At 64.8% G+C, this 24,997-nt stretch carries 21 protein-coding genes; 3 read left to right on the top strand and 18 right to left on the bottom strand.

Annotated elements, in window-relative coordinates:
- Positions 1-60: 60 nt before the first annotated feature.
- The 10 genes from hutI to hutC form a co-directional block, all read right to left on the bottom strand.
- Positions 61-1,284, bottom strand: a complete 1,224-nt coding sequence (gene hutI / locus AC4BBN_RS02270) for an imidazolonepropionase (RefSeq protein ID WP_490590323.1) — start codon at positions 1,282-1,284, stop codon at positions 61-63.
- A 63-nt stretch (positions 1,285-1,347) separates the two neighbouring features.
- Positions 1,348-1,914 carry a HutD/Ves family protein gene (locus tag AC4BBN_RS02265; RefSeq protein ID WP_490591376.1) on the bottom strand — a complete coding sequence of 189 codons (567 nt, stop codon included), beginning with the start codon at positions 1,912-1,914 and terminating at the stop codon, positions 1,348-1,350.
- The gene (hutH, locus tag AC4BBN_RS02260; protein ID WP_490590322.1) at positions 1,914-3,422 is read right to left on the bottom strand and encodes a histidine ammonia-lyase; all 1,509 of its coding nucleotides are present in this window, start codon (positions 3,420-3,422) and stop codon (positions 1,914-1,916) included. The genes AC4BBN_RS02265 and hutH (AC4BBN_RS02260) overlap by 1 nt, the downstream gene beginning before the upstream one ends.
- 19 nt (positions 3,423-3,441) lie before the next feature.
- Positions 3,442-4,230, bottom strand: coding sequence for an ABC transporter ATP-binding protein (locus AC4BBN_RS02255; protein WP_490590321.1), 789 nt, complete (start codon positions 4,228-4,230; stop codon positions 3,442-3,444).
- A 7-nt stretch (positions 4,231-4,237) separates the two neighbouring features.
- Complete coding sequence (locus AC4BBN_RS02250; protein ID WP_490590320.1) at positions 4,238-4,960, bottom strand: ABC transporter permease; 723 nt, start codon at positions 4,958-4,960, stop codon at positions 4,238-4,240.
- Between the two features lies 1 nt (position 4,961).
- Positions 4,962-5,687 carry an ABC transporter permease gene (locus AC4BBN_RS02245; RefSeq protein WP_490590319.1) on the bottom strand — a complete coding sequence of 242 codons (726 nt, stop codon included), beginning with the start codon at positions 5,685-5,687 and terminating at the stop codon, positions 4,962-4,964.
- Between the two features lie 147 nt (positions 5,688-5,834).
- A complete protein-coding gene (locus AC4BBN_RS02240; protein WP_490591375.1) occupies positions 5,835-6,683 on the bottom strand; it encodes a transporter substrate-binding domain-containing protein in 849 nt (282 codons plus the stop codon).
- Positions 6,684-6,797: 114 nt separating this feature from the next.
- Positions 6,798-8,492: a urocanate hydratase gene (gene hutU / locus AC4BBN_RS02235; protein WP_490590318.1), complete on the bottom strand. Its 1,695-nt coding sequence runs from the start codon at positions 8,490-8,492 to the stop codon at positions 6,798-6,800.
- Positions 8,493-8,503: 11 nt separating this feature from the next.
- The gene (hutH, locus tag AC4BBN_RS02230) at positions 8,504-10,039 is read right to left on the bottom strand and encodes a histidine ammonia-lyase (RefSeq protein ID WP_490590317.1); all 1,536 of its coding nucleotides are present in this window, start codon (positions 10,037-10,039) and stop codon (positions 8,504-8,506) included.
- Positions 10,040-10,100: 61 nt separating this feature from the next.
- The gene (hutC, locus tag AC4BBN_RS02225; RefSeq protein WP_490590316.1) at positions 10,101-10,895 is read right to left on the bottom strand and encodes a histidine utilization transcriptional repressor HutC; all 795 of its coding nucleotides are present in this window, start codon (positions 10,893-10,895) and stop codon (positions 10,101-10,103) included.
- Between the two features lie 311 nt (positions 10,896-11,206).
- Here hutC and alaC point away from each other — a divergent pair, with 311 nt between their 5' ends.
- Together alaC and AC4BBN_RS02215 are read left to right on the top strand one after the other, a co-directional pair.
- On the top strand, positions 11,207-12,418 hold the full coding sequence (alaC, locus tag AC4BBN_RS02220; RefSeq protein ID WP_490590315.1) for an alanine transaminase: 1,212 nt from the start codon (positions 11,207-11,209) through the stop codon (positions 12,416-12,418).
- Between the two features lie 102 nt (positions 12,419-12,520).
- Positions 12,521-13,603, top strand: a complete 1,083-nt coding sequence (locus tag AC4BBN_RS02215) for an adenylate/guanylate cyclase domain-containing protein (RefSeq protein WP_490590314.1) — start codon at positions 12,521-12,523, stop codon at positions 13,601-13,603.
- A gap of 275 nt (positions 13,604-13,878) precedes the next feature.
- Here AC4BBN_RS02215 and AC4BBN_RS02210 read toward each other — a convergent pair whose 3' ends face one another.
- From AC4BBN_RS02210 to AC4BBN_RS02175, 8 genes are all read right to left on the bottom strand, one after another.
- Complete coding sequence (locus tag AC4BBN_RS02210; RefSeq protein ID WP_490590313.1) at positions 13,879-14,709, bottom strand: urease accessory protein UreD; 831 nt, start codon at positions 14,707-14,709, stop codon at positions 13,879-13,881.
- 6 nt (positions 14,710-14,715) lie between these two features.
- Positions 14,716-16,428 (bottom strand): response regulator, encoded by a 1,713-nt coding sequence (locus tag AC4BBN_RS02205; protein WP_490590312.1) that lies wholly within the window; start codon positions 16,426-16,428, stop codon positions 14,716-14,718.
- 162 nt (positions 16,429-16,590) lie between these two features.
- A complete protein-coding gene (locus tag AC4BBN_RS02200; RefSeq protein ID WP_490590311.1) occupies positions 16,591-16,890 on the bottom strand; it encodes a flagellar basal body protein in 300 nt (99 codons plus the stop codon).
- A 103-nt stretch (positions 16,891-16,993) separates the two neighbouring features.
- Positions 16,994-18,634, bottom strand: a complete 1,641-nt coding sequence (locus AC4BBN_RS02195; protein WP_490590310.1) for an acyl-CoA dehydrogenase family protein — start codon at positions 18,632-18,634, stop codon at positions 16,994-16,996.
- Between the two features lie 72 nt (positions 18,635-18,706).
- Positions 18,707-19,942 carry a 3-(3-hydroxy-phenyl)propionate transporter MhpT gene (gene mhpT / locus AC4BBN_RS02190; RefSeq protein WP_490590309.1) on the bottom strand — a complete coding sequence of 412 codons (1,236 nt, stop codon included), beginning with the start codon at positions 19,940-19,942 and terminating at the stop codon, positions 18,707-18,709.
- A 36-nt stretch (positions 19,943-19,978) separates the two neighbouring features.
- On the bottom strand, positions 19,979-20,743 hold the full coding sequence (locus AC4BBN_RS02185) for an SDR family NAD(P)-dependent oxidoreductase (protein WP_490590308.1): 765 nt from the start codon (positions 20,741-20,743) through the stop codon (positions 19,979-19,981).
- Positions 20,740-22,626 (bottom strand): feruloyl-CoA synthase, encoded by a 1,887-nt coding sequence (locus AC4BBN_RS02180; RefSeq protein ID WP_490590307.1) that lies wholly within the window; start codon positions 22,624-22,626, stop codon positions 20,740-20,742. Before AC4BBN_RS02180 ends, AC4BBN_RS02185 begins: the two co-directional genes overlap by 4 nt.
- 73 nt (positions 22,627-22,699) lie before the next feature.
- Entirely contained in the window at positions 22,700-23,488 is a 789-nt protein-coding gene (locus AC4BBN_RS02175; RefSeq protein ID WP_490590306.1) for a crotonase/enoyl-CoA hydratase family protein, read from the bottom strand.
- 208 nt (positions 23,489-23,696) lie between these two features.
- Here AC4BBN_RS02175 and AC4BBN_RS02170 point away from each other — a divergent pair, with 208 nt between their 5' ends.
- Positions 23,697-24,938: a thiolase family protein gene (locus AC4BBN_RS02170; protein WP_490591374.1), complete on the top strand. Its 1,242-nt coding sequence runs from the start codon at positions 23,697-23,699 to the stop codon at positions 24,936-24,938.
- The last annotated feature ends 59 nt before the right edge of the window (positions 24,939-24,997 follow it).

Genomic DNA, 24,997 nt, shown 5'->3' with positions numbered 1-24,997 from the left:
ACGTTACTGCGCCGCCGGGCGCATATCCCGGCCGGGGAGGCCAATTAACGCCCAGCAAACTCACAGCACCCCCAAACCATCCAAAGCAACAAGCCCCTGCCGAACAATCGTCCGCCCAGGCTGCTGCCCCAACCAGTAAACCAGTTCGGAGGGTTCCAGCAAATCCCACAGCACAAAATCCGCCGCCCGCCCCACAGCCAGCGTGCCGTGCGTGTCCTGCAAACCCAGCGCGCGAGCGGCGTGGGAGGTGATGCCCGCCAGCGCCTCCGGCACCGTCAACCGGAACAGCGTGCACGCCATGTTTGCCATCAGCAGCAGGCTCAGCGCGGGCGAGGTGCCGGGGTTGTGGTCGGTAGACACGGCCATAGGTACGCCCGCGGCGCGCAGAGCTTCGATGGGCGGCAAATGCGTATCGCGCAGCGTGTAGTAGGCGCCGGGCAGCAGCACGGCCACCGTACCGGCAGCACGCATCGCATCGATACCAGCTTGCGACAAATGCTCGATGTGGTCGCACGACAGCGCGCCATAACGCGCCGCCAGCGCCGAGCCGCCCATGTCGGACAGCTGCTCGGCGTGCAGCTTCACCGGCAGACCTAGCGCCTGCGCGGCTTTGAAAACCTGCTCGGTCTCGGCCAGCGAAAACGCGATGCGCTCGCAGAACACATCGACTGCATCCACCAGGCCTTCGGCATGCAGCGCGGGCAGCATCTCATTGCACACCAAGTCGATGTAGTCTTGGCTGCGGCCCGTGTACTCGGGCGGCAGCGCGTGCGCGCCGAGGAAGGTGGTGCGCACCGTCACTCCAAAGTCCTGGCTCAGCCGCCGGGCTACGCGCAGCTGTTTGCGCTCATGCTCCAGGCTTAGGCCGTAACCGGACTTGATTTCGATGGCGCAGACGCCGTCATCCAGCAACTGCTGCAGGCGCGGTGCCGCCTGGGCGTAGAGCGCCTCTTCGCTGGCGGCGCGCGTGGCTTTTACCGTCGAGACAATGCCGCCGCCGGCTATGGCGACTTCTTCGTAACTGGCGCCCGCCAGACGCATCGCAAACTCGTTCGCGCGTTGACCGCCATAGACCAAATGCGTGTGGCAGTCGACCAGGCCGGGCGTTGCCAGGGCGCCTTGGGCGTCGATGTGCGGCAGGCGGGTGAAGGCTGCGGGCACAGCCGCCACGTCACCCATCCAGGCGATCTGGCCATGCTGCACCGCCAGGGCGGTGGCCGTGCCGCCATCTGCCAGGCGCAGGTTGTGCCATAGTCCGTCAGCGCTGGGGTGTTGGGTTGTCATGGGGTATTGCTATTTAATTTGTAGCTGCTTGCGCAAGTATTACCTGCGCTAGAGGCCTTTTTCTTATACATCATGCAGGCACACCCATACCAGCTGCGCCTGGTTTTCCAGCGGCGTGGCCTGCCAGCTGGTCGGTAGATCCCACCACAGGCCGCTGCCGCTGGTGCAGTGGAGATCATGCGCTCCGGCTTGCAAATGCCAGGTGCCGCGCACGGCCAGCACCAGGCCTCGTGGGGTGGCCGGGATGGGGCTGGCGGCGTGTAGCACCTGGACCTCGGCACGCAGCCGGCTGCGCCGGGCCATCACATTGAAGTCGGTGGACGTGCCGCCTAGCAGATCGCAGTCCAGCGCCAGGTCGCCAGAGAACGCGAACGGTTGGCCCGGCGTGTCCAGCGCGTGGTCGATACCCGCTGCCTGCAGGCGCACACCGGCGCCATCCAGCAGCATGATGACCCGGTCCACACCGGGGAAGGCCGAGAACGGCCCGGCCTGCGTGATGCTAGCGATGCTGATGCGCCAGTCGAAGCTGTCCATGCCGGCTCCGGCGGGCTGGCAGACGATCTCGCGCGTAGTGCCGCCGCCGTTCTTCCACGGCGTGGCGGGCAGGGCGGCGGTGTCGAAGGGGTGGATCACGGTAGCAGTCCAGATGGCTGGCGCAGTAGCTTGGCAGCTTGGGCGATGTCGGGCGCGAGAAAGCGGTCGGCATCAAAAGAGGGCACTTGCTCGCGCAGCTTGCGCCATGCCTGGCCCGTGCCTTGGCCGAAGCGTTGCGTCTTCAGGAACTCGAAGGCCTGCGCGGCCAGCAGGTACTCGATGGCCAGGATCTGGGTCAGGTTCTCGGTGGACTTGTGTAGGTCCAGTGCAGCGCTGGTGCCCAGGCTCAGGTGGTCTTCCTGGTTGCCCGAGGTGATGAAGTTGTCTACCACCACCGGCTGGGCCAGGCGGCGGTTTTCGCCGGCCAGCGACGCGGCGGTGTACTGGGTGATCATCAGGCCGGAATTCACCCCCGGCTCGGCCACCAGAAACGCGGGCAGCCCGCTGACCAGCGGGTTCACCAGCCGGTCGATGCGGCGTTCGGCCACGCCGCCGAGTTCGGCCACGGAGATGCGCAGCAAGTCGGCGGCCATAGCCACCGATTCGCCGTGCGGATTGGCTTGTGACACGACACGGTAGGCTTCGGGCGTGCCGAGCAGCAGCGGGTTGTCGGTGGCGGAATTCAGCTCGATTTCGATCTGTTGTGCCGCGTGGGCAATCTGGTCGCGGCAGGCGCCGTGGATCTGCGGCATCGAACGGATGCTGAGGGCATCCTGGGTCCGGATGCCCCGGCTGCTGGCGATGACTTCGCTGCCTTCGAGCAGGCTGCGCAAGTTGCGTCCGACTTGCTGCATACCGGGGTGCGGCTTGAGGGCGATGATGTCGGCATCAAAGGCCGCAATCTGCCCGCGCAACGCCTCGAAGCTCATTGCGCCGACCACGTCGGCCCAGTCGGCCAGGCGCTCCACATCGGCCAGCGCCAGTGCTGCCAGGCCGGTCATGCAGGGCGTGCCGTTGACCAGGCACAGGCCGTCCTTGGCGCCCAGCGCCAGCGGCTGCAGGCCGATGGCGGCCAGCGCCTCGGCGGCCGGCTGGATGCGGCCCTGGAACTGGACCTCGCCAACACCAATCAGCGCCACGCTGACGTGCGCCATGTGTGTGAGGTAGCCCACCGAGCCCTGGGATGGCACGCAGGGGGTGATCCCAAAGTTCAGCAGCGCCAGCAGGCCTTCAACGACCTCAGGCTGCAGGCCGGAATATCCTTGTGAAAAGTTGGCTAGCGCCGCGACCATGATGGCCCTTGTCTGCGCCACGGTCAGCAGCGGGCCTACGCCGACAGCATGGCTGAGCAAGGTGTTGCGCGACAGCTGGGCCAGTTGCTCGCCGTGCAGCAGCACATTGCTCAGGGCGCCCAGGCCGGTGCTGATGCCGTAGGCACGCTCACCGCTGGCGACGATGCGGTCCACGATGGCGCGGGCATTGGCGATGCGGGCCCAGGCGGTGGGCGACAGCGCCAGCGGCGCGCCGTCGCGGGCCACGGCGACCAGTTCGCGCCAGCGCAAGGGAGAGTCGCCGAGGGTGATGGTGTTCAGAGGGGAGGTCATTGATGGAGTGCTGGTGAGGTCAGGCCGCGGCACGTTCCTGGTGGCCGGAATTGAACTGGCGAAAACGTTCGGAGCTGTGGGCGCCAAACACCTCGGCCGGTGCGCCTTCCACATCCACCACGCCCTGGTGCATGAAGACCACGCGGTTCGACACATTCCGGGCAAAGCCCATTTCGTGCGTCACTACCAGCATGGTACGGCCCTCTTCGGCCAGGGAGCGCATCACCTTCAATACCTCACCGACCAGCTCGGGGTCGAGTGCCGAGGTCGGCTCGTCAAACAACATCACCTGCGGGCGCATCGCCAGCGCCCGGGCAATCGCCACGCGCTGCTGCTGGCCGCCGGATAAATGCGCCGGGTAGTAGTCACGGCGCTCGAACAGGCCGACGCGCTGCAGCAGTGCCTCGGCCTCTTCCACGCATTCGGCGCGGGCGCGTTTTTGCACCCGCATCGGGCCTTCGATCAGATTTTGCAGCACCGTCATATGCGACCAGAGGTTGAAGTTCTGGAACACCATCGCCAGCTGCGAGCGCATGCGCTCGACCTGCTTGCGGTGCACCGGCTCCATGCGGCCGTCCTTGCGCTGGCGCATCTCCAGGGTTTCGCCGTCCAGGCAGACGCTGCCCTGGTCCGGTGTTTCCAGCAGGTTGATGCAGCGCAGGAATGTGCTCTTGCCCGAGCCGCTGGCGCCGAGGATGGAGATCACATCGCCCTTCTGCGCGGTCATGGAAATGCCCTTCAGCACATGGTGGCTGCCAAAGGATTTGTGGATGCCGGCGACAGCCAGCGTGGCGGTGGTGGTGGTCATGGTCGGGTCAAACGGTTTGGGCTTGGGGTTGCACGGCGTCGGTGGGGCGCTTGCGCAGATGCGGCGACAGCCGGTGCTCCAGCATCGCCACGGCGCGCACCAGCAGGAAATTCAGCACCAGGTAGATGGCGGCGGCGCAGACGAAGACCTCCATCGTGCGGTAGGTGCGCTGGATGATCTGCTGGGCCACGCCGGTCACGTCCCACACCGTCACCAGGCTGGCCAGCGCGGTGGACTTCACCAGCAGCACCAGCTCGGTGGAATAGGCCGGCAGGCACTGGCGCAGCGCAATCGGCGCAATGACCCGCTGCAGCAGCGTCCAGCGCGACATGCCGGTGGCCAGGCCGGCCTCGATCTGGCCGTGCGGCACGGCCATCAGCCCGCCGCGCAGGATCTCGGCGGTGTAGCCCGCCGTGCACAGCGCCAGCGCCAGCACCGCGCAGGCATAGGGCGAGCGCAGAACGATCCAGAACATGCTGTCGCGCACCGCGTCGAACTGGCCCAGGCCGTAATAGATCAGGAATAGCTGGATCAGCAGCGGCGAGCCGCGGAATACCAACACATAGCCGCGGGCGAACCAGCTGAGTGCTGGATACGGGCTGACGCGCATCGCCACGATGAGCAGCGACAGCGCGCCGCCGCAGAGCATGGACAGCGTAAACAGGCCCAGCGTGGTGGGCACCGCGGCCAGCAGCTTGCCCAGCGTGTCGAGGAGGAAGTCGAAGTCCATGTCAGTGGCCTCCCGCCAGGCTGCGGCGTTGCGATTTGTTCATGCGGCGTTCGGAGCGGCTGAATACCTGGTTCGACATGCCGGTGAGCAGCAGGTAAATCAGGCCGCCGACGATGTAGAAAGTGAAGTACTGGCGCGTCGAGCCGGCGGCGATTTGCGTGCTGCGCATCAACTCGGCCAGGCCGGTGACGGAGATCAGGGCCGAATCCTTCAGGCTCATTTGCCAGACATTGCCCAGGCCGGGCAGCGACAGGCGGAATATTTGTGGCAGCAGGATGCGCCGGGCCAGCATCATGGTGGGCATGCCGATGGAGCGCGCGGCTTCCAGCTCACCCGGCACCACGGCCAGGAAGGCACCACGGTAGACCTCGGCCTGGTACGAACCCGAGATCATGCCGACGGCCAGCGCGCCGACCAGAAATGGCGGTGTGGCGATAAAACCTTCGGCGCCAAACCACTGGCCGATGGTGGTGATCAGGGTCGAGCCACCGAAGTAGAAAAGGTAGATCACCAGCAGCTCGGGGATGCCTCGGAATACCGTTGAGTACAGCTCACCCAGCCAGCGCAGGCTGCGCCGTGGCGACAGCTTGGCAGCCGCCACCAGCGCGCCGAACACCGAGCCCACCAGTAAGCCGCACAGTGTCAGGGCCACCGTCAACAGGGTGGCCAGCAGCAGGGCAGGGCCCCAGCCCTGCTCGCTGAAACCTAGCATTGTGAGGAGTTCCATCATGGTCTTTCGGTCAGGGCTGTAGCACGCATGGTGTTGGTCGGGTGGATCTCGCCCCGTTCGCCCTGAGCCTGTCGAAGGGCTTCGACAGGCTCAGGGCGAACGGGATGCTGCACTTGGCAGATGCCAAATGCCGCTTTACGGTGTTTACAGGGTTCCAGTCAGGTCGGTCTTGAACCACTTCAGCGACAGCTTCTTCACCGTGCCGTCGGCCAGCGCGGCCTTGATGGCGGTGTCGAACTTGGCTTTCAGGTCGCCATCGGCCTTGCGGAAGCCGAGAGCTTCGCCTTCGCCGAATACCAGGCCGCCGATCTTCGGTCCGGTGTAGGCCAGGCCCTTGTTTTCCGGCTTTTCCAGGATGGAGTTGATCAACGTCACATCGTCGAAAGCGGCGTCAATGCGGCCGGCCTTCAGGTCCAGCATGGTGTCGGCCGAGGCACTGTATTCGCGGATGGTGGCGATGTCCTTGAAGTGCGCATCCATGAAGGCGGTGTAGACGGTGCCGGAGGCGATGCCGATGGTCTTGCCCTTCAGCGCAGCGCGCAGCGGCTCGATGGCGGCGCGCACGGTTTTGGCGTCGTTGCCCAACTTCAGTGCCGGGCCTTTGGCTTCGGGCAGCAGCTTGCCGCTGGCGGTGACGAAGCTGGCCGAGGTGGAGGCGTAGGGGGCGGAGAAAGCGATCTCTTTCTTGCGCTCGTCGGTGATGACGATGGAGTCCATCATCACGTCGAACTTGCCGGCTTTCAGGCCGGCGATCATGCCGTCCCAGTTCTGCACCACCAGCTTGCAGCTGATCTGCATGCGCTTGCACAGGTCCTCCATCATGTCGACCTCGAAGCCGCCGAGCTTGCCGCCTGGCAAGGTCAGGTTCCAGGGTTCGTACGCGCCTTCGGTGGCGATGGTGACGGACTTCCAGTCTTTGGCCTGGGCCGGTGCGGCGCAGGCCAGGACGCCCAGTGCGAGCAGGCTGGTGGAGAGGAGTTTTTCGATCTTCATGGTCTGGCTTTCAAGGGTTGAGGACAAAGGAAAATTTATAAAAAACAGGGCGCTAGCGCAGTGTTTATCTGCGCTAGCAGCTATCAATACCGTAGCGTTGCCTTACTTGACGCTTTACTTCACCATCGGCAGGTGCAGGCCCTGCTTCTTGGCGGTGGCAATGGCGATGTCGTAGCCGGCATCGGCGTGGCGCATCACGCCGGAGCCGCTGTCGTTGACCAGCACGCGGGCCAGGCGCTCGGCCGCGGCGTCGGTTCCGTCGGCCACGATGACCATGCCGGAGTGCTGCGAATAGCCCATGCCGACGCCGCCACCGTGGTGCAGGCTGACCCAGGTGGCGCCGCCGGCGGTGTTCAGCAACGCGTTCAGCAGCGGCCAGTCAGACACGGCGTCCGTGCCGTCCTTCATGGCTTCGGTTTCGCGGTTCGGGCTGGCCACCGAGCCGGTGTCCAGGTGGTCCCGGCCGATGACGATCGGTGCCTTCAGTTCGCCGTTCTTCACCATCTCGTTGAAGGCCAGGCCGGCGATATGCCGTTCGCCCAGGCCCAGCCAGCAGATGCGTGCCGGCAGGCCCTGGAAGCTGATGCGCTCGCGCGCCATGTCCAGCCAGCGGTGCGTGTGGTGGTTGTTCGGGAACAGTTCCTTGATCTTGGCGTCGGTCTTGTAGATGTCTTCCGGGTCGCCCGACAAGGCTACCCAGCGGAACGGGCCCTTGCCTTCGCAGAACAGCGGGCGGATGTAGGCCGGCACAAAGCCGGGGAAGTCGAAGGCGTTCTGCACGCCCACGTCGAAAGCCACCTGGCGGATGTTGTTGCCGTAGTCCACTGTGGGGATGCCCATGGCCTGGAAGTCCAGCATGGCTTGCACGTGGACGGCGCAGCTCTGGGCGGCTGCCGCTGTCAACGCTGCATGCTGGGCCGGGTCTTTCTGCGCCGCCTTCCAGTCGGCCACGCTCCAGCCGGTGGGCAGGTAGCCGTTGACCAGGTCGTGGGCCGAGGTCTGGTCGGTCACCAAATCGGGCTTGATGCTGCCGGCCTTGGCGCGTTTCACCAGCTCGGGCAGGATGTCGGCCGCATTGCCCAGCAAGGCGATGGACACGGCTTCCTTCGCGTCGCAGTGCTGCTGGATCAGTTCCAGAGCATGGTCGATGTCGCGCGCCTGCTTGTCCACATAGCGGGTGCGCAGGCGGAAGTCGATGCTGCTCTGCTGGCATTCGATGTTCAGCGATACGGCGCCGGCCAGCGTCGCGGCCAGTGGCTGGGCACCGCCCATGCCGCCGAGGCCGGCGGTGAGTATCCATTTGCCGGCGAGATCGTTGTTGTAGTGCTGGCGGCCGGCTTCTACGAAGGTCTCGAACGTGCCCTGGACGATGCCCTGGCTGCCGATGTAGATCCAGCTGCCGGCGGTCATCTGGCCGTACATGAACAGGCCCTTGCGGTCGAGTTCATGGAAGTGCTCCCAGTTGGCCCATTTCGGCACCAGGTTCGAGTTGGCGATCAGCACGCGGGGTGCGTTGGCGTGGGTTTTGAATACGCCCACCGGCTTGCCGGATTGCACCAGCAGGGTTTCGTCGTCGTTCAGCTCGCGCAGGCTGGCCAGGATCTGGTCAAAGCATTCCCAGTTGCGGGCGGCACGGCCGATGCCGCCGTAGACCACCAGGCTCTTCGGGTCTTCGGCCACCTCGGCGTCGAGGTTGTTTTGCAGCATGCGGTAGGCGGCTTCGGTCAGCCAGCTCTTGCAGCTGAGTTCGGTGCCACGCGGTGCGCGGATGACGCGGCTGGCGTCGAAGCGGGGGTCTTGTTGGGTCATTGAGGCTCTCCTTAGGCTGGGATGTGGCTGGGCAAGATGTTCAGTACGGCGGCTGGCCAGTCGCTGCGGTGTGCCCATAGGCGCATGGCTTCGATGTCGTTGGCCAGGAAGCGGTCCTGGTCCAGGAAGGCCACGCGCTGGCGAATGTCGCCAAAGGCGGCTTCCACCAGGGGCGAGCTTTTCAGGTTGCGTTTCAGCTCAATGCCCTGGGCGGCGCCCATGGCTTCTATGCCGATGACCACGGCGGTGTTGTTCACCATTTCGCCCAGGCGGCGCGCGGCAAAGGTGGCCATAGATACATGGTCTTCCTGGTTGGCCGAGGTGGGCAGGCTGTCCACGCTGGCGGGGTGGGCCAGGGATTTGTTTTCGGACGCGACGGCAGCCGCCGTGACCTGGGCCATCATGAAGCCCGAGTTCAGGCCGCCGTCGCGCACCAGGAAGGGCGGCAGGCCGGACAGGCCGGTGTCCAGCAGTAGTGCCAGGCGGCGCTCAGAAATAGCGCCGATTTCCGCGATCGCCAGGGCAATGATGTCGGCGGCAAAGGCCACAGGTTCGGCGTGGAAGTTGCCGCCGGAGATCACGTCGCCGTTGTCAAAGACGAGGGGGTTGTCGGACGCGGCATTGGCTTCGGTTTGCAGTACCTTGGCGGCATGGGTCAGGTTGTCCAGGCAGGCGCCCATGACCTGCGGAATGCAGCGCAGCGAATAGGGGTCTTGCACGCGGCCGCAGTTCGAGTGGGACGGCACGATTTCGCTGCCGTCCAGCAGGGCGCGTACCGCACCTGCCACCGCCATCTGGCCAGGCTGGCCGCGTGCGGCGTGAATACGTGCATCGAAGGGTTTGATCGAGCCTTGCACCGCTTCCAGCGACAGCGCGCCGGACAGCAGGGCGGCGCCAAATACGTTTTCGGCCCCAAACAGACCGTGCAGCGCCAGCGCGGTGGATGCCTGCGTGCCGTTCAGCAGCGCCAGGCCTTCCTTGGGGCCCAGTACAAAAGGCTTCAGGCCGATGCGGGCCATGGCTTCCACGCCAGTCAGTACTTCGCCGTTGGCGCTGGTGGCCTGGCCTTCACCTATCAATACGCAGGCCATATGCGCCAGCGGCGCCAGGTCGCCGGATGCGCCCACCGAGCCTTTGGCCGGGATGCAAGGCGTAATGCCGGCGTTGACCAGGGCCAGCAGGGCTTCGGCCAGGGCCGGGCGTATGCCCGAGTGGCCACGCGCCAGGCTGACCGCCTTGGTGGCCAGGATCAGGCGCACCACCGGGGCCGCGAGGTGTTCGCCCGTGCCCACGCTGTGCGATAGCACCAGGTTGCGCTGCAGGTCGGCCAGGTGGTCGGGTGCGATCTTGGTGCTGGCCAGTTTGCCAAAGCCGGTGTTGATGCCGTAGACCACCTGGTCCTGGTCCACGATGCGTTGCACGGTGGCCTGTGCGGCCAGCATGCCGGCACGGGCTTCTGGGGCCATGCTGAGCTGGATGTTGCCTGCGTGGATGCTGCGCAGCTGGGCCAAGGTGACGTGGCCGGGATGGAGTGTGAGTGTGGACATTTCTAATCCTGTATAGACAAGTTGGTGCGAGCGAAAGTGCGGTGGTGTGTAGGGGTAAAAGTTAGCTGGTCACGGCATTGCCATCGGTGCGTACCCGACTGCCCAGGCGGTAGCGCGCGCCGGGGTGCAGGCAGCGCACCAGGGTGATGGGGACTTCGCGCATCCAGGTGCGTCGGGTGAGCAGCAGGCAGGGTTGGCTGGGCTCCATCTGCAGCAGTTCGGCCTGTTCGCGGGTGGGCAGCACGGCGTCCACCACATGCTCCATCTGGTCGAACAACACGGTGCGCACCAGGAAGTCGGAGGGCTGCTCCATAGTGAAGTCCTGCTCCATGAACTCAGGCGCCATGCGCGGATTGACGAAGCGGTCTTCCAGCTGGATGGCCACGCCGTCTTCGAGGTGTACGCAGACCGCGTGGAACACCGATTCCCCCGTGTGCAGGCCCAGCGCAGCCGCTACTTCGAGCGGGGCAGCGATGCGCTCCACGTTGACGATCTGACAGCGGTAGTCGTGGCCCCGGCGGCGAATGTCGTCCGACAGGCGGGCGATCTGCAGCAGATTGCCCTGGGGCTTTTCATCCGCCACAAAGCTGCCTACGCCGGCGGTGCGGGTGATGCGGCCTTGCTCTACCAGCTCGCGCAAGGCGCGGTTGACGGTCATGCGGGCAATGCCGAACTGGGCGACCAATTCGCTTTCAGAGGGCAGGCGGTCGCCAGCGCGCCAGGTGCCGTCCTGGATCTTGCTGGCAATGAAGTCCTTGACCTGCTGGTAGCGGGCCACGGCGGGCTCCAGCGGGGATTGCGCCACATGGGCGCGGGGCCTGGATGTGCGGCGTACGGAAGGTGTGGATGTGCTCATAGTGGTGCGATAGTCGGCGTTATGAGCCAACTTGTACATACAGGTAAACCATTATTTTCACTTGAATGGTGCGCGAGGCTGGATTTGACGGTTTAATTAGGGTCATATCAGGCACAAATTTGGTGAAAATTCAGAAAGTAGGTCGATTTAATATGTATAGACAGGTTTGTATAAGCAGTTTGCGTGCCAAGTTCTGCGTGCGCTGGCTTGTCTGGGGCGGCCAGGCTTTCTGCTAGCATTCCAGCGGGTTTGCCCACATGGCAGACCACGTCGCTCGGACGGTTCCGGGCGCTTACGTGAGATTTATCAACATGGCTGCATCTTCTGCAGGCAAGCGCCGCTTTGCGCGCATTGACCGCCTGCCTCCCTACGTTTTCAACATCACGGCCGAACTGAAGCTGGCCGCACGCCGCCGTGGCGAGGACATCATTGACATGAGCATGGGTAACCCCGACGGGGCCACGCCTGCGCACATCGTCGCCAAGCTCACCGAGGTGGCCCAGCGGCCGGACACCCACGGCTACTCGGCCAGCAAGGGCATACCGCGCCTGCGTCGGGCTATTTCGCATTGGTACAAAACGCGCTACCAGGTGGACATTGACCCTGATAGCGAGGCCATCGTCACCATAGGCTCGAAAGAAGGCCTGGCGCATCTGATGCTGGCCACGCTGGACCGGGGCGACACCGTGCTGGTGCCCGACCCCAGCTACCCCATCCACATTTACGGCGCTGTGATAGCGGGCGCTGACATCCGCAGCGTGCCCTTGACCGAGGGCGTGGACTTTTTCGCCGAGCTGGAGAAGGCCATTCGCGGCAGCTACCCCAAGCCGAAGATGATGGTGCTGGGCTTCCCCAGCAACCCCACGGCGCAGTGCGTGGAGTTGCCGTTCTTCGAGAAGGTTATTGCGCTGGCCAAAAAGCACGACATCTTCGTGGTGCATGACCTGGCCTATGCCGACATTGTGTTCGACGGCTGGAAGGCGCCCAGCATCATGCAGGTGCCGGGTGCCAAGGATATCGCGGTGGAATTCTTTACCCTGTCCAAGAGCTACAACATGGCTGGCTGGCGTGTCGGCTTCATGGTTGGCAACCCGGACCTGGTGGCGGCCCTGGCGCGTATCAAGAGCTACCACGACTACGGCACCTTCACCCCGCTGCAGGTGGCGGCGATTGCCGCGCTGGAGGGCGACCAGAGCTGCGTGGGCGAGATCGCCGCCACCTACCAGAGCCGCCGTGACGTGCTCTACAAAGGCTTGATGGAAGCCGGCTGGCAGGTGGATTGCCCCAAGGCCAGCATGTACATCTGGGCGCGTATTCCTGAACCCTATCGCGCGCTGGGCTCGCTGGAGTTTGCCAAGCAGCTGTTGGCCAAGGCCAAGGTCTCGGTATCACCCGGCATAGGCTGTGGCGACCATGGCGACGAGCATGTGCGCTTTGCGTTGATCGAGAACGAGGCGCGTATCCGCCAGGCGGTGCGCGGCATCAAAGCCATGTTCAAGGCTGACGGGGTGCTGGGCCATTGACATGGCGCACAGGCTGCGGGTCTTGCAGCTTGACCGCCACCGGGTGCGGCACTATTCTGTTGGCAGCGCATACCGCGCAACCACTACAGAATGTCCAATCGCATGAAAACTGATACCCGGACGGAGACACAACGCCGCTTGCAAGCACTGGTGGCGCGCGAAACCGGCACAGCTGTGTCGCCCGCGCTGCAGGCCGAGTTGTCGGCCATCGTGGACGGTGCCTTGGGCGCCCCCGACTCAGGGCCCGAGCTGGCGGTGGTCAAGCGCGACGTGACCATACTGGTGGCGGATTTGCGCGGCTTCATCGCGCTGACCGCCACCCAGCCTGCGGGCACCATCGTGACCATGCTGAACCTGTGCCTGGAGCGCATGAGCGAGGTGATTTACCGCTACCAGGGCACCATCGACAAGTTCACCGGTGAGTCCATGACGGTGCTGTTTGGCGCGCCGGTGGAGCGCCCGGACGATGTGATGCGCGCCCTGTCTTGCGCGGTGGAAATGCAGATCGCCATGCGCCTGCTGAACGACCAGTACCAGCGCGGCCGCATGCCCGAGCTGTACATGGGCATAGGCCTGAACACCGGCTCGGTGATGGCCGGGCGCTTTGGCTCTGAGGTTTTTTCGCAGTACACGGTGATTGGCAACGAGGTCAGCCTGGCGTCGCGCATCGAATCCTTCAGCCTGCGCGGCCAGGTGCTGATCAGCGAGAACACCTACCAGCGTTGCGATGGCTCGGTAGTGGTGACCGACCCGGTGGAGGTGTTCGTGGCGGGCAAGCTGGTGCCGGTGAAGGTGCGCGAGTTGATCTCCATACCCGCGCTGCACCTCAAAGTGCCACGCCAGGAGTTCCGTCGCAGCCACCGCGCCGAGGTGCGCATTCCCTGCGACCTGCAGGTGCTGGAAGGCAGCACGGTGCTGCCGCACCCAATCCGCGCGCACATCCTTGACATCGGCTACCACGGCGTGCTATTGGAGCTGGACCTGCCGCTGGAAGTCGGCTTTGACGTGAAGCTGAACTTCGACATGACCCTGGTGGAATACCCGGTCACCGACATCTACGCCCGCGTGATGAAGACCAAGCACGAAGACGGCCTGCTGCTGGCCGGGCTGGAGTTCACGGCCCTGAGCGCCGAGACCAATACCAAGCTGCAGATGTTTGTGCAGATGCTAGTAGGGCAAGTTTAGGCACACCCCCAGGCTACACACTTCCCCGGCTTCGGCTTGCAAAGCCGAAGACGCATGTTTTCGCCAACCCCCCTCACATCGGTTTGAAAAACCGGTGTGACACGCAGGGGGCAACACCTGCGGCCTGGCATAGCCAGTTCCGCGGTGTTTCTGGGCCAGACAGTCTCGTCGTTGACGGGATGGCCAGTTTTCCCACTGAGATTGTCTGATACCTCTGTACTACATTTTTGATAGCTACCTGCGCAGGTTCTATATGCGCTAGCGGCCTATTTCTTCTACATCGCCCAGATGCGCGGCTTGGTGGCGGGTAGCTGCCAGAAGTGGGCGCGCCAGGCGGCCCAGACCTGTTTCATCAAATCCATGGCGGGTTCTACCAGCGGGGCCAGGCAGCGGACGATGACGACCTGGCCGTCGGGGCTGGTGGCGCCGGCCTTATCGCGCAGCGGGTGGTTGTCGATGACTTGGCGGGCCACGTCCAGCGCGGCGGCGCGGCGTGCATTGTCCAGCCGGCTGCCGGCCAGGAAGAACAGTGAGGCCATGCACTTGTTGCCGGCCAGGCCCAGCGGGCTGTCCAGCAGGCGGGTGTCGCTGGCGTCTATGGTGCCGCGCTCCAGCCATACGCCGGGCAGCTCCAGGTGCTGGCAAAAGCGGCCTTGCGCAAACGGCTGCTGCGCCTGCGGCAGGCCGAAGGCGGTAACGTCCCAGCCTATCAGCTCGGCGCCGGGCTCTAGCTGGAAGCGCAGGCGGTTTTCGGCCAGGCACTGGTTGTAGCAAATTGCCTCGCTGGGCAGCCATTCCATCCGGGCCCCGGGCGCCAGCGTGATCTGGGTGTTTTGCAGTGCCGCTTCGCCGGCGGATCGGTAAAACCGGGTTGCGCCGGGCGTGGTGATGAGGCCATGGGCGCCGCTGTCCACACGCACGGTGATGTCCAGCGTGTCACCGCCGACCAGGCCGCCGGGCGGGTGCACTAGTACGTTGTGGCAGATCGCATCACCCTCTGGGTACAGGCTTTGCAGAATGCGCAGCGGCCCTTTGTGCAGGTGGCGGGCTATGCTGCGTGCAGCTTCTTTTTGGTAATGCAGGTCGAGTTGGGCGTGCCAGGACATGGGAATTCAGTTGGGGCCAGAGGGCAAAAATGCGTGGCGCTGGGGCGCGGGTTCGGCCGGAGCCAAACCCGGTAATGTACGTGCTGCTGCGCCGCCGGTGCGCAGTATCAGTCCGCCGGCCTGGCGTTTGGGCTCGCCCAGTACAGAGCGCGCATTGGCCGGTGCGAAGCGCGTACGCAAGTCCTGCACGGCGGCCATCAGGCCGGCATGGCCCTCAATCTTGGCCTCATAGCGCTGCAGCACCAGGTAGGCGGTCTCTATCAGCTTGGCATTCTGGGTGTTGGTACCGTGCAGCACCAGGTTGTCCACCGCAGCGCGCGGGTCGCCACGCAGGCTCAGGGCCATGGCGCTTTCGGCGATCTTGGCGATCTGCGGCTGGCATTCGCGTATGCGTTCGGCATAGGGTTCATGGACGGCGCAAGAGCCGGCCAGCAGCTCTCTCAGCGGCCGGGTGGTGGAGAAGCGCATGCCCAGCGCGTCGATCACGGTGTGGATTTCGTCCAGCTGGATGCTGCGCTGCGCCAGCACGCTCAGCAGGGCCAGCAGATTGCATGCGGACTCGAAGTCAAACGCTTGTTGGTTGACACCACGGATGAGCTCGCGCACCGATTGCACTGCCTGGGCTACCTGCTGGTCGTGGATGGCTAGCAGGGTCTGCATGATGCCCATCAGGCGTTGGCTGCGTGCAGCGTCGCTGCTGCGTTCAACAACACGCTTGAAATCGTCGTAGCAGCGTTGCAGGCCTTTGCGGTCTTTGGCCTCCAGGCGCATGAACGCTAAAAGCACCAGGGTCTGGCAGTCCAGCATCTTGGAGTCCAGCCCCAGGCGCACCGTGCGGTCCAGCATTTTTTCGGCCTGCTTGCGGTCGCCGACGTAGTACATCATCAGGCCCAGGTTCTGCGCGCGGCTGATGGAGTCGGGCGCCATGTCCACCGCCATCTGGTAGGAGGCCATGGCTTGTTCGTACTTGCCTTGCTCGAACTGGGCCCGGCCGAGGATGTCGTAGGCGTCGGCGTATTGTGGATTTTCGCCGATCAGGCTTTCGATGGCGCTGGTGGCCTTGGCGGTCTGGCCGGAGTCCAGCAGCGAACGCGCCACGCCCAGCTTGGCCCACGGCAGAGTCTTGGCGGCGATCACGGCCTCGTAAAGGGTCTGTGCCTGGTCATACTGGTTGGTGCGCAGCAGCAGTTCGGCACCCACGCGGGCGGCGTACAGCCAGAATGGGCCTTTGGCGTTGAATCGTTTGACACAGAGCTCTGCGGCTTTGTCAAACTCCCCTTCGTCTATGGCTTCAAAAATAGCTTTCAACGCAATTTTGCGTACGCGCGCCTGGTGCAAGCGCTCGCCCAGGCTGTTGGCGCTGTGGGGTTTCAGCAGGTAGCCGTCGAGTGCAGACTCAGCGGCCTCGGCCACCTTGGTGTACGTGGCTTCACCCGTGACCATGATGAATACGGTCGAGAAGGGTAACCATTGGTTGCGGCGCAGGTCGTCTATCAAATCCTGGCCGGAGGACGAACTACCCGCGAACTGGTGCTCGCACAGCACCACGTCAAAGTGTTCGTGCTCCAGCAGACGGCGAGCGTGGGCGGTAGACATGCACTGCACCACCTTGCCCACGCCAAAGTCCCTGAGCTGGGCCACCAGGATAGAGCGAGACGTGGCATGGCTGTCGATGACCATGGCCTGGCAGCTGGATAGGTCGTCCGCACGTTGGTTCACAAGGCTCCTTGGCGTCTGCCTTGCAGGCGAACTGGGGGTAGGCTGCTGCTCGGCAGCAAATGTATCTAAATGTATAGCGTGCTTGCCCCGCAAGCCACCAGAAACTACCCGGACGTGGGTTTTTTTGTGCGTGCGGACAGCGTAAACACCTTGAACAGTTTCTCAGGCTCGGATATTCAGCAGCGATCCCAGCATGCTGTCGTTGGTTTTGAACACGTTCAGGTTGGCCAGGAAGCTGTTCTTGGCCTGCAGCTGGGCGACCACGTCGTCTTCCAGGCTGGGGCCGGCGCCGGTGCTGCGTTCCACCTGGCTGTTGACGCCGCCGTCTGCTTGGGTGCTTTGCTGCACTTCCTGGGGCTGGAAGCCCTCGGTCTGCTGGTTGGCGATGTTGTGGGCCGACGCATCCAGCCGGGTTTGTGCAGCCTGCATGCCGGACAGTGAAATGGACGAGATGGCATTCATGGGGCAGGGCTCCGGCGGGCAAAGTAGGCTTGATTTTAAAAGCCGGGCCACCCATGTACAAGCAGGGGCCTGCGCCAAATGCACCGCCGGTGTGCGGTATGCGTTAGCCCAGCCGCTGGCGGATGATGGCCAGGCGCATATCGAACTCGGGCAGCACCCAGGTCTGGAAAGCCTGGGCCGGTGCGCTCCAGCGCGGACCGCTAGCGGCTGGGGCTGTGCGGATGCGGCCCCAGGCCCAGTCCAGCAGTACCAGGGCCACAGCGCGCAGATAGTCGTCGGCCACCCAGTAGGGCAGCTCGGGCGCGGACTTGGCGGCGTGGACCAAATCGATGGTGGCTTGCAGCAAGGCGTCGCGTTGCGCTGTCGTCGGTAGCTCGGCCAGCAGGGCGCTGATGGTGGCTCCGCCATCGGCCAGCACCTTGCGCACCAGCAGGTCGATGGCCTGGATTTCATTGGTGCCTTCGTAGATCATGGCCACGCGCGAGTCGCGCACGATCTGCTCAATGCCCCATTCGCTGACATATCCATGGCCGCCAAATACCTGCAGGCAGGCGCTGGCGCCCTGGAAGGCCTGGTCGCTGAAGGCGGCTTTCAGCACCGGCGTGACCAGCGCACACCAGCGTTGGGCGCTGGCGCGTTGGGCCGCGTCCGGGCTGTGCTTGGCCACATCCAACTGCAAGGCCGTGTGGTAGGCCACGACCCGGCCGCCGTCTATCCAGGCGCGTTGGGTGTCCAGAATGCGGCGGATGGCGGGGTGCTCGGCGATGGTGCTGGGGCCTTGTGCGGCCAACGGGGCGCGCATCTGCCGGCGCTCTAGCGCATAGGCATGGGCCTTTTGCCAGGCGGCCTCCAACAGGCCCAGGCCTTGCAGACCTACGTGCAGGCGGGCGGCGTTCATCATCACGAACATCGCGTTCAGGCCCTTGTGGGGTTCGCCCACCAGCCAGCCGGTGGCGTCGTCAAAGCGCATCACGCAGGTGGGGCTGCCGTGCAGGCCCATTTTTTCCTCGATGCGCTCGCAGACCACGGCGTTGCGCTCGCCGCCGGGCAGTATTTTGGGCACCAGGAACAGCGACAGGCCTTTGGGCCCGGCGGGTGCCTCGGGTAGGCGGGCCAGCACCAGGTGGATGATGTTGTCGCTCAGGTCATGCTCGCCGCCGGAGATGAAGATCTTGCTGCCGTTCACGCGCACGCTGCCGTCCGGCTGGGGTACGCCCTTGCTGCGCACCAGGCCCAGGTCGCTGCCGGCATGGGCTTCCGTGAGGCACATGGTGGCCAGCCATTCGCCGCTGGCGATCTTTTCCAGGTACTGGGCTTTCAGTGTGTCGCTGCCGTGGTGCTTCAGGCACTCATAGGCGCCGTGCAGTAGGCCGGGCGCCATGGTCCAGCCGTGGTTGGCACCGGCCAGCATCTCATACAGCACGCATTCCAGCACCGCGGGCTGGCCCTGGCCACCGTCTTCCGGGGCGCAGGACAGTGCCGGCCAGCCGGCTTGCCAGAAGGCCTGGTAAGCCGCTTTGAAGCCGGGCGGCGTGCTGACCTGGCCGGCGTGGAAGCGGCAGCCTACTTCGTCGCCTACACGTTGCAGCGGTGCGACTTGCTGATCCACGAACTTGCCAGCTTCCTCCAGTACCTGCAGTGCCAGGTCCGCATCGGTATCGGCGAATGCTGGCAAGGCCTGCCATTGCTGCGGTGCCTGCAGCACCTCGGTTAACAGGAAAGCGATATCGTCCAATGCGGCCATGGTTTGCTCTTCTTTAGATAGCTACTAGCGCAGGTGTTACCTGCGCTAGGGGCATTTTTTATATATAAATGGCTAGTGGCTGCGCAGCGCCTGCTGGGCGCGCATCAGCGCCATGGCGGCCACGGCTGCGACCACGATGCCGGGCGATGAGGCGGCCATCACGCCGCCTACGCCCATGCCAGCCGCAAGGATTTGCCCCGCAATCATCGGGCCGCCAATCGCACCCAGCCGCCCTACGGTGATGGACGCGCCCACACCTGTACCGCGGATGGAGGTGGGGTACAGCGCCGGTGCCATCGCATACAGCACCAGCTGCCCGCCCAGGGCGCAGAAACCTGCGCCCAGCCCGGCCAGCAACATCATGCTGAAGCTGTCCGACAGGCCTAGCCCGGCCAGCGACAACAACATGCCCACGTAGATGCACACGGCAGTGAACATGCGGCCCTTGGAGTCCATCAGCCGGCCCACCATCAGCGAGCCTGCTGCACCGCCGAAGTTGAACAGCAGCTGCACCATGCCCGCATCCGCCCTGCTAAAGCCCTTGCCTTGCAGCAAGGATGGCAGCCAGTTCAGCAGCATGTAGAGCACGGTCAGCACGAAGAAGCTGGCCAGCCACAGCAGCAGGGTGGACTTCCACATGCTGCCTTTGAACAGTCCGGCCAGGCCTTCGCTGGAGACAGGGCGCGCCGTGGCGGCCGCAGCCTGTTGGCGGCTCAGGTAGGCGCGGGATTCGGGCAGCAGAACGATCAGCAGAAACGCAATCAGCAGCGGCACCACGCCACCCACGTAGAACAAGCCGCGCCAGCCGCCACCCACGTTCAGCATCCCCAGGACCGAGGCCAGTGCGCCGCCCAGCGGAATGCCGGCATAGGTCACGCTCACGGCCACGCTGCGGTTGCGCTCATCGGCGGCCTCAGAAGACAGGGCGATCAGGATAGGCAGCGCCGCACCCAGGCCCAGGCCGGTCATGAAGCGCGCGGCCAGCAGGCTCTGGTAGTCCCACACATGGGCCGTGGCCAGCGAGAACAGACCGAACAGCAGCACCGAGCCGACCAGCACCTTCTTGCGGCCAATGCGGTCGGCCAGCCAGCCGCCAAACAGCGCGCTGGGCAGCAGGCCGACCAGGCCGGCGCTGAACATACCGCCCATTTGCGGCGGCAGCAGTTTGAACTCGGCACCAATGCCGGAGGCGGCAATGCCGGCGGACTGCAGGTCCAGCCCTTCGAGCAAGGCCACGACGAAGCAGAGGAAGAGGGTGAGCACCTTGCTGCTGCTGGCAGCGCCGGTGCTGGGGTGGGGGCTGGGCATGTTGTGTCTCCTTGTTTTTATGGGGGCTGGCAGCGCTTAGCGCGGTGCCATGCGTAGCGCGCCGTCCAGGCGGATCACCTCGCCATTCAGGTGGCGGTTGGTCACGATGTGGGCGGCCAACTCGGCGAATTCGGATGGCTTGCCCAGGCGCGACGGGAAGGGGATGCTGGCGGCCAGCGATGCCTGCACGGCTTCGGGCAGCTCCTGCATCAGCGGCGTGGCAAACAGGCCGGGCGCCACGGTGCACACGCGGATGCCGTGCTGCGCCAGGTCGCGCGCCATGGGCAGCGTCATGCCAACCAAGCCGCCCTTGGAGGCGCTGTAGGCCTGCTGGCCGACTTGGCCGTCAAAGGCGGCGACCGAGGCGGTGAACATGATCACGCCGCGCGCGCCGTCTTCCAGCGGCTCCAGCTTGGCGCAGGCGGCGGCGAACAGGCGGGTCATGTTGTAGCTGCCGATCAGGTTCACGGTGATGACCTTGCTGAACGCGTCCAGCGGGGCGGCGCTGCCGTCTTTCTGCACCACGCGCTTGGCGCCACCGATGCCGGCCACGTTCATCAGGATGCGGGCCGGGCCGTGCGCGGCGGCGGCTTTGTCAATGGCGGCGGTGACGCTGTCGGGGCTGGTGATGTCGCACTGGCAGGCGATGCCGTTGATGTCGGCTGCTACTCTTTCTGCCTGCGCGATGTTCACGTCCAGTACTGCTACCTTGGCGCCCAGGCGGGCGAGTTCGCGGGCGGTGGCCTCGCCCAGGCCAGAGGCGGCGCCGGTTACAAGTGCGGATGTTCCTTGGATGTTCATGCTGTGTGTCCAGTGCGTTCAATAGGTTGGAGGATGTTGGATAAGCTGCCGCTGTGCATGGCTTCCACCAGGGCGGCGCGGTGCTTGAGCACGGCGCGCTGGTTGATGGAGCCTTTGTCGGTAATCTCGCCCTGGTCCAGCGAAGGCGGCTCGGCCAGCAGGTAGGCGCGGGCAATGCGGGTGGCGCTGCCGGTGGCTTCGGCTGCCAGCCTATCTATGACCTGCTGGAAGTGGGCCTGCACCGGCGCACTCTCCAGCACCGCTTGCATGCTGGCGCCGTCTGGCAGGCCGCTGAGGCTGCGGCAGGCGTTGGTGGGGATGATGAGCGCGCCCACTTCCTTCAGGTTGATACCGGTCAGCACCGCGTCCTGCACATAGGGCGCGCCTGCGGCGATGATCTTGGCGCGCATCGGACCCACGCTGACAAAGGTGCCTGTGCTGAGCTTGAAGTCTTCGGCAATGCGGCCGTCGAACTTCAGGCCTTTGTGCAGGTCGTTTTCGTCGATCCACTGCACCGCGTCGCCCGAGCAGAAGAAGCCCTCGGAATCAAAGCTCTCGCGGGTGGCCTCGGGGTTGCGCCAGTAGCCGGGGGTGATGTTGGGGCCTCGGTAGCGCACTTCTACCTTGCCGTCCACGGGTGCCAGCTTCAGCTCCAGGCCGGGGCCGGGCACGCCGATGTGGCCGGCTTGCACGTGGGGGCTGTTGACGCCCAGGGAGTAGGGCGTGCATTCGGTCATGCCCAGGCCGGTGCCCATCACGATGCGCTCGCCGATTTCACGCTCGGCACTTTCAAACAGCGAGTCCCACACCGGCTGCGACAGCGCTGCGGCGGCGAAGAAAAACATCTTCACCCGGCTCAGCAGGTTCTTGCGCAGCTGGTCGTCGGTCTTCATGAGGTTGGCGATCACCTCGAAGCCGGTGGGCACGTTGAAATACACGGTGGGCGCTATCTCGCGCAGATTGCGGATGGTCTCGCCCATGCCCTTGGGTGTGGGCTTGCCTTCGTCCAGGTACAGCGTGCCGCCGTTGTAGAGCACGATGCCAAAGTTGTGGTTGCCACCGAAGGTGTGGTTCCACGGCAGCCAATCGACCAGCACCAGCGGTGTCTCGGCCAGCACGGGCATGGCCTGGTTCATCTGCTGCAGATTGGCGCTCCACATGCGGTAGGTGATGATGACCGCCTTGGGCAGCTTGGTGGAGCCCGAGGTGAACATGAACTTGGCGATGCTGTCGCCGCTAATGGCGGCGTGCGCAGCATCCACTGCCGGGGTGGCGGGCGTGTGCAGCAACTGGCTGAACGGGATGGTGTCGCGGCCTTCAATGCTGCCGGCACCCAGCACCACCCGCACATCGCTGGGCACAGTAGTCTGGATGGCGCGGGCAAAGCGGCTGCCCACGCTGGCGAACACCAGGCCGGGGGTCAGGGTGCTCAGCACATGGCGCAGCTTGTCGAAGTCCTGGCTGATGGTGGAGTAGGCGGCGGACACAGTGCACTGCGGTATGCCTGCCACCAGGCAACCCAGCGACAGCAGGGCGTGGTCCAGATCGTTCTCGCTGAGTATGACCACCGGGCGCTCTGCCCCCAGATCCATGCCCAGCAGGGCCTGGGCGATGTTGCGCGCCGACTGCCATGCTTGCGCGTAGCTGATGTGCTGCCAGTCAGCCAGGCTGCCATCGGCGTTCTTGTGACGCTGGGCCATCCAGGTCTGGTCGGGCCGGGTCTGGGCCCAGTGGGCCAGGCGGTCGGTCAGCCGGGTCGGGTAGGGCTGCAGCTCCTGGGCGGCTTGCACATAGACGCAGCCCTGCTCGCCCTGGCGGGTGCGGACTTCGGTGACGCCAAACTGCAAAGGGCGGAAGCGGGGGGATGTGGTGGTGGCGGACATGTCTGGGTTCCGGTGCTCTGCGGGCAACTTGGTCGTGTGGCTGGCGCGTACGGTTAGGTGGGGGCGCGTGGGCTCAGTCTTTTTTCACCTTGGCGGCGCGGCCGTCCAGGAAGGCGCGCACGCGTTCTTTGGCCTCGGGCGCGCTCTGGGCAATCGCGGCCATCATGGATTCGGTCAGCAGGCCTTGGTCGCTGGGTTGCTCGGCGATGCGCGGCAGGGCGTGCATCAGGCCGTAGTTGGTCAGTGGGGCGTTTTGGGCAATACGGCCGGCCAGCTCCACCGCTTTGTCGAACGCGGTGCCGGTGGGTACCAGGTACTGGGCGAAGCCCGCGCGCTCGCCGTCTGCAGCGTTGTAAACGCGGCCGGTCATCATCATGTCCATCATGCGGGCGGTGCCGATCAGGCGGGGGATGCGCACCGCGCCGCCACCGCCCACGAAGATGCCGCGCGAGCCTTCGGGCAGGGCGTAAAAAGTGGATTCATCGGCCACGCGGATATGGCAAGCGCTGGCCAACTCCAGGCCGCCGCCGACCACCGCGCCGTGCAGTGCTGCGACCACCGGTACCGGGCCGAACTGCACGCGCTCCAGCGCGGCATGCCACATGCGGGAGTGGTGCAGGCCCTGGCCGGCGTCGCGTTCTTTGAGCTCGCTCAGGTCCAGGCCGGCGCAGAAGTGGTCGCCTTCGCCGCTGATCACGGCAGCGCGCACGCTGGCGGGCAGGTCGTCCATGATGTCGCGCAGCGCCAGGATCAGGCCGTCGTTCAGCGCGTTGCGCTTGGCGGGGCGGGTCAGGCGGATGACGGCGATTTCTTCGCTGTCGCCACGGATTTCCAGAGAGATGTCGGTGTGTGGTGTGCGCATAGGAATACAGGTTTAGTTTGTCGAACTATAGTTATTAAAAATAACTAAAACAAGATTGAAAGAGGCTTGAATCCTAGGTGCTTTCCCTAGCTTTGGTGGGTGCATATAAAGTTATATTTAATAATCAAAAAGCAGCGTTGCATCAGCTACGGTGGCGTGTGTTTTGCGGTGCGTAGCAGCTGCCGCAGCCGGTCCCAACTATCCACGGATTTCTATGAAACACTTTTCCTCTTCTTTCCACAATGCCTGGCTTGTTGACGGCGTGCGCACGCCGCTGGTGGACTACTGCGGCGCCTTTGGCGCGCTGTCGCCCACCGACATGGGCATCAAGGTGGCGCGTGCCGTGCTGGAGCGCAGCGGTCTGCCAGCGGCCGATGTGGAGTCGGTGGTGGTGGGCTCGATGGCGCAGGCCGACTTTGATGCCTATGTGCTGCCGCGCCATGTGGGCCTGTACGCCGGCGTGCCGCTGGCCGTGCCTTCCATCCTGGTGCAGCGCATCTGCGGCACCGGCTTTGAATTGTTCCGCCAGGCCGCCGACCAGATCGCCCTGGGCTATGCCGACCTGGCGCTGGTGGTGGGCACCGAGTCCATGACGCGCAACCCGATTGCCGCCTACACCCACCGCAGCGGCTTCAAGCTGGGTGCGCCGGTGGAGTTCAAGGACTTTCTGGTGGAGGCGCTGGTCGATACCGCCGGCCCCGTCAGCATGATCCAGACTGCCGAGAACCTGGCCGTGCAGTACGGCATCAGCCGCGCCGACGTGGATGCATTTGCGGCCCAGTCGTTTGACCGCGCTCTGCGCGCCAAAGACTTCCATGCCGGGGAAATCGCGCCCGTAACCAACGAGGTGTTTGCACTGGAAGGCTATGCCAACCGTGGCATCCAGCTGCCGCGCAAAGTGGTGCAGATGGCCCATGACACCCATCCCCGGCCATCGCCGGTGGATGCTTTGGCCGCCTTGCGCACGGTCTACCCCGGCGGCGTGCAGACGGCCGGTAACAGCTCGGCCCTGGTAGACGGCGCCGCCAGCGCCCTGGTGGCCAGCGACGCCTATGTGCGCAAGAGCGGCCTGAAACCCCTGGCCCGCCTGCGCGGCGCAGCGGCGGTGGGCGTGGCGCCCGAGTACATGGGCATAGGCCCGGCCCCCGCCATCCGCGCGCTGCTGGAGCGCTGCGGCCTCACCTTGGCCGACATCGACCTGTTTGAGATCAACGAGGCCCAGGGCGCACAAACCCTGGCTGTGGGCCGCGAGCTGGGCCTGGACCTGGACAAGCTGAATGTGCACGGCGGCGCCATTGCGCTAGGCCACCCGCTGGCCGCCACCGGCGTGCGCCTGACCGTGACTTTGGCCCGCGCCTTGCGCCAGCGCGGCAAACGTTTCGGCATCTCCAGCGCCTGCGTGGGCGGCGGCCAGGGCATGGCACTGCTGATCGAGAACCCCGAAGCTTGAATCTTGAATCTTGAATGCTATTTAATTTGTAGCTGCTTGCGCAGGTAATACCTGCGCTA

Source organism: Rhodoferax sp. SPJ21, from assembly GCF_058216335.1.
Note: the sequence above shows the minus strand (reverse complement) of the source record. Positions and strands in the feature narration are given on the sequence as shown.

What these genes read in the sequence shown, in the direction of transcription:
- hutI (WP_490590323.1), bottom strand. Translation starts at nt 1,284, where the DNA reads ATGACAACCCAACACCCCAGCGCTGACGGACTATGGCACAACCTGCGC.
- hutH (WP_490590322.1), bottom strand. Translation starts at nt 3,422, where the DNA reads ATGACCTCCCCTCTGAACACCATCACCCTCGGCGACTCTCCCTTGCGC.
- AC4BBN_RS02255 (WP_490590321.1), bottom strand. Translation starts at nt 4,230, where the DNA reads ATGACCACCACCACCGCCACGCTGGCTGTCGCCGGCATCCACAAATCC.
- AC4BBN_RS02250 (WP_490590320.1), bottom strand. Translation starts at nt 4,960, where the DNA reads ATGGACTTCGACTTCCTCCTCGACACGCTGGGCAAGCTGCTGGCCGCG.
- AC4BBN_RS02245 (WP_490590319.1), bottom strand. Translation starts at nt 5,687, where the DNA reads ATGGAACTCCTCACAATGCTAGGTTTCAGCGAGCAGGGCTGGGGCCCT.
- AC4BBN_RS02240 (WP_490591375.1), bottom strand. Translation starts at nt 6,683, where the DNA reads ATGAAGATCGAAAAACTCCTCTCCACCAGCCTGCTCGCACTGGGCGTC.
- hutU (WP_490590318.1), bottom strand. Translation starts at nt 8,492, where the DNA reads ATGACCCAACAAGACCCCCGCTTCGACGCCAGCCGCGTCATCCGCGCA.
- hutH (WP_490590317.1), bottom strand. Translation starts at nt 10,039, where the DNA reads ATGTCCACACTCACACTCCATCCCGGCCACGTCACCTTGGCCCAGCTG.
- hutC (WP_490590316.1), bottom strand. Translation starts at nt 10,895, where the DNA reads ATGAGCACATCCACACCTTCCGTACGCCGCACATCCAGGCCCCGCGCC.
- alaC (WP_490590315.1), top strand. Translation starts at nt 11,207, where the DNA reads ATGGCTGCATCTTCTGCAGGCAAGCGCCGCTTTGCGCGCATTGACCGC.
- AC4BBN_RS02215 (WP_490590314.1), top strand. Translation starts at nt 12,521, where the DNA reads ATGAAAACTGATACCCGGACGGAGACACAACGCCGCTTGCAAGCACTG.
- AC4BBN_RS02210 (WP_490590313.1), bottom strand. Translation starts at nt 14,709, where the DNA reads ATGTCCTGGCACGCCCAACTCGACCTGCATTACCAAAAAGAAGCTGCA.
- AC4BBN_RS02200 (WP_490590311.1), bottom strand. Translation starts at nt 16,890, where the DNA reads ATGAATGCCATCTCGTCCATTTCACTGTCCGGCATGCAGGCTGCACAA.
- AC4BBN_RS02195 (WP_490590310.1), bottom strand. Translation starts at nt 18,634, where the DNA reads ATGGCCGCATTGGACGATATCGCTTTCCTGTTAACCGAGGTGCTGCAG.
- mhpT (WP_490590309.1), bottom strand. Translation starts at nt 19,942, where the DNA reads ATGCCCAGCCCCCACCCCAGCACCGGCGCTGCCAGCAGCAGCAAGGTG.
- AC4BBN_RS02185 (WP_490590308.1), bottom strand. Translation starts at nt 20,743, where the DNA reads ATGAACATCCAAGGAACATCCGCACTTGTAACCGGCGCCGCCTCTGGC.
- AC4BBN_RS02180 (WP_490590307.1), bottom strand. Translation starts at nt 22,626, where the DNA reads ATGTCCGCCACCACCACATCCCCCCGCTTCCGCCCTTTGCAGTTTGGC.
- AC4BBN_RS02175 (WP_490590306.1), bottom strand. Translation starts at nt 23,488, where the DNA reads ATGCGCACACCACACACCGACATCTCTCTGGAAATCCGTGGCGACAGC.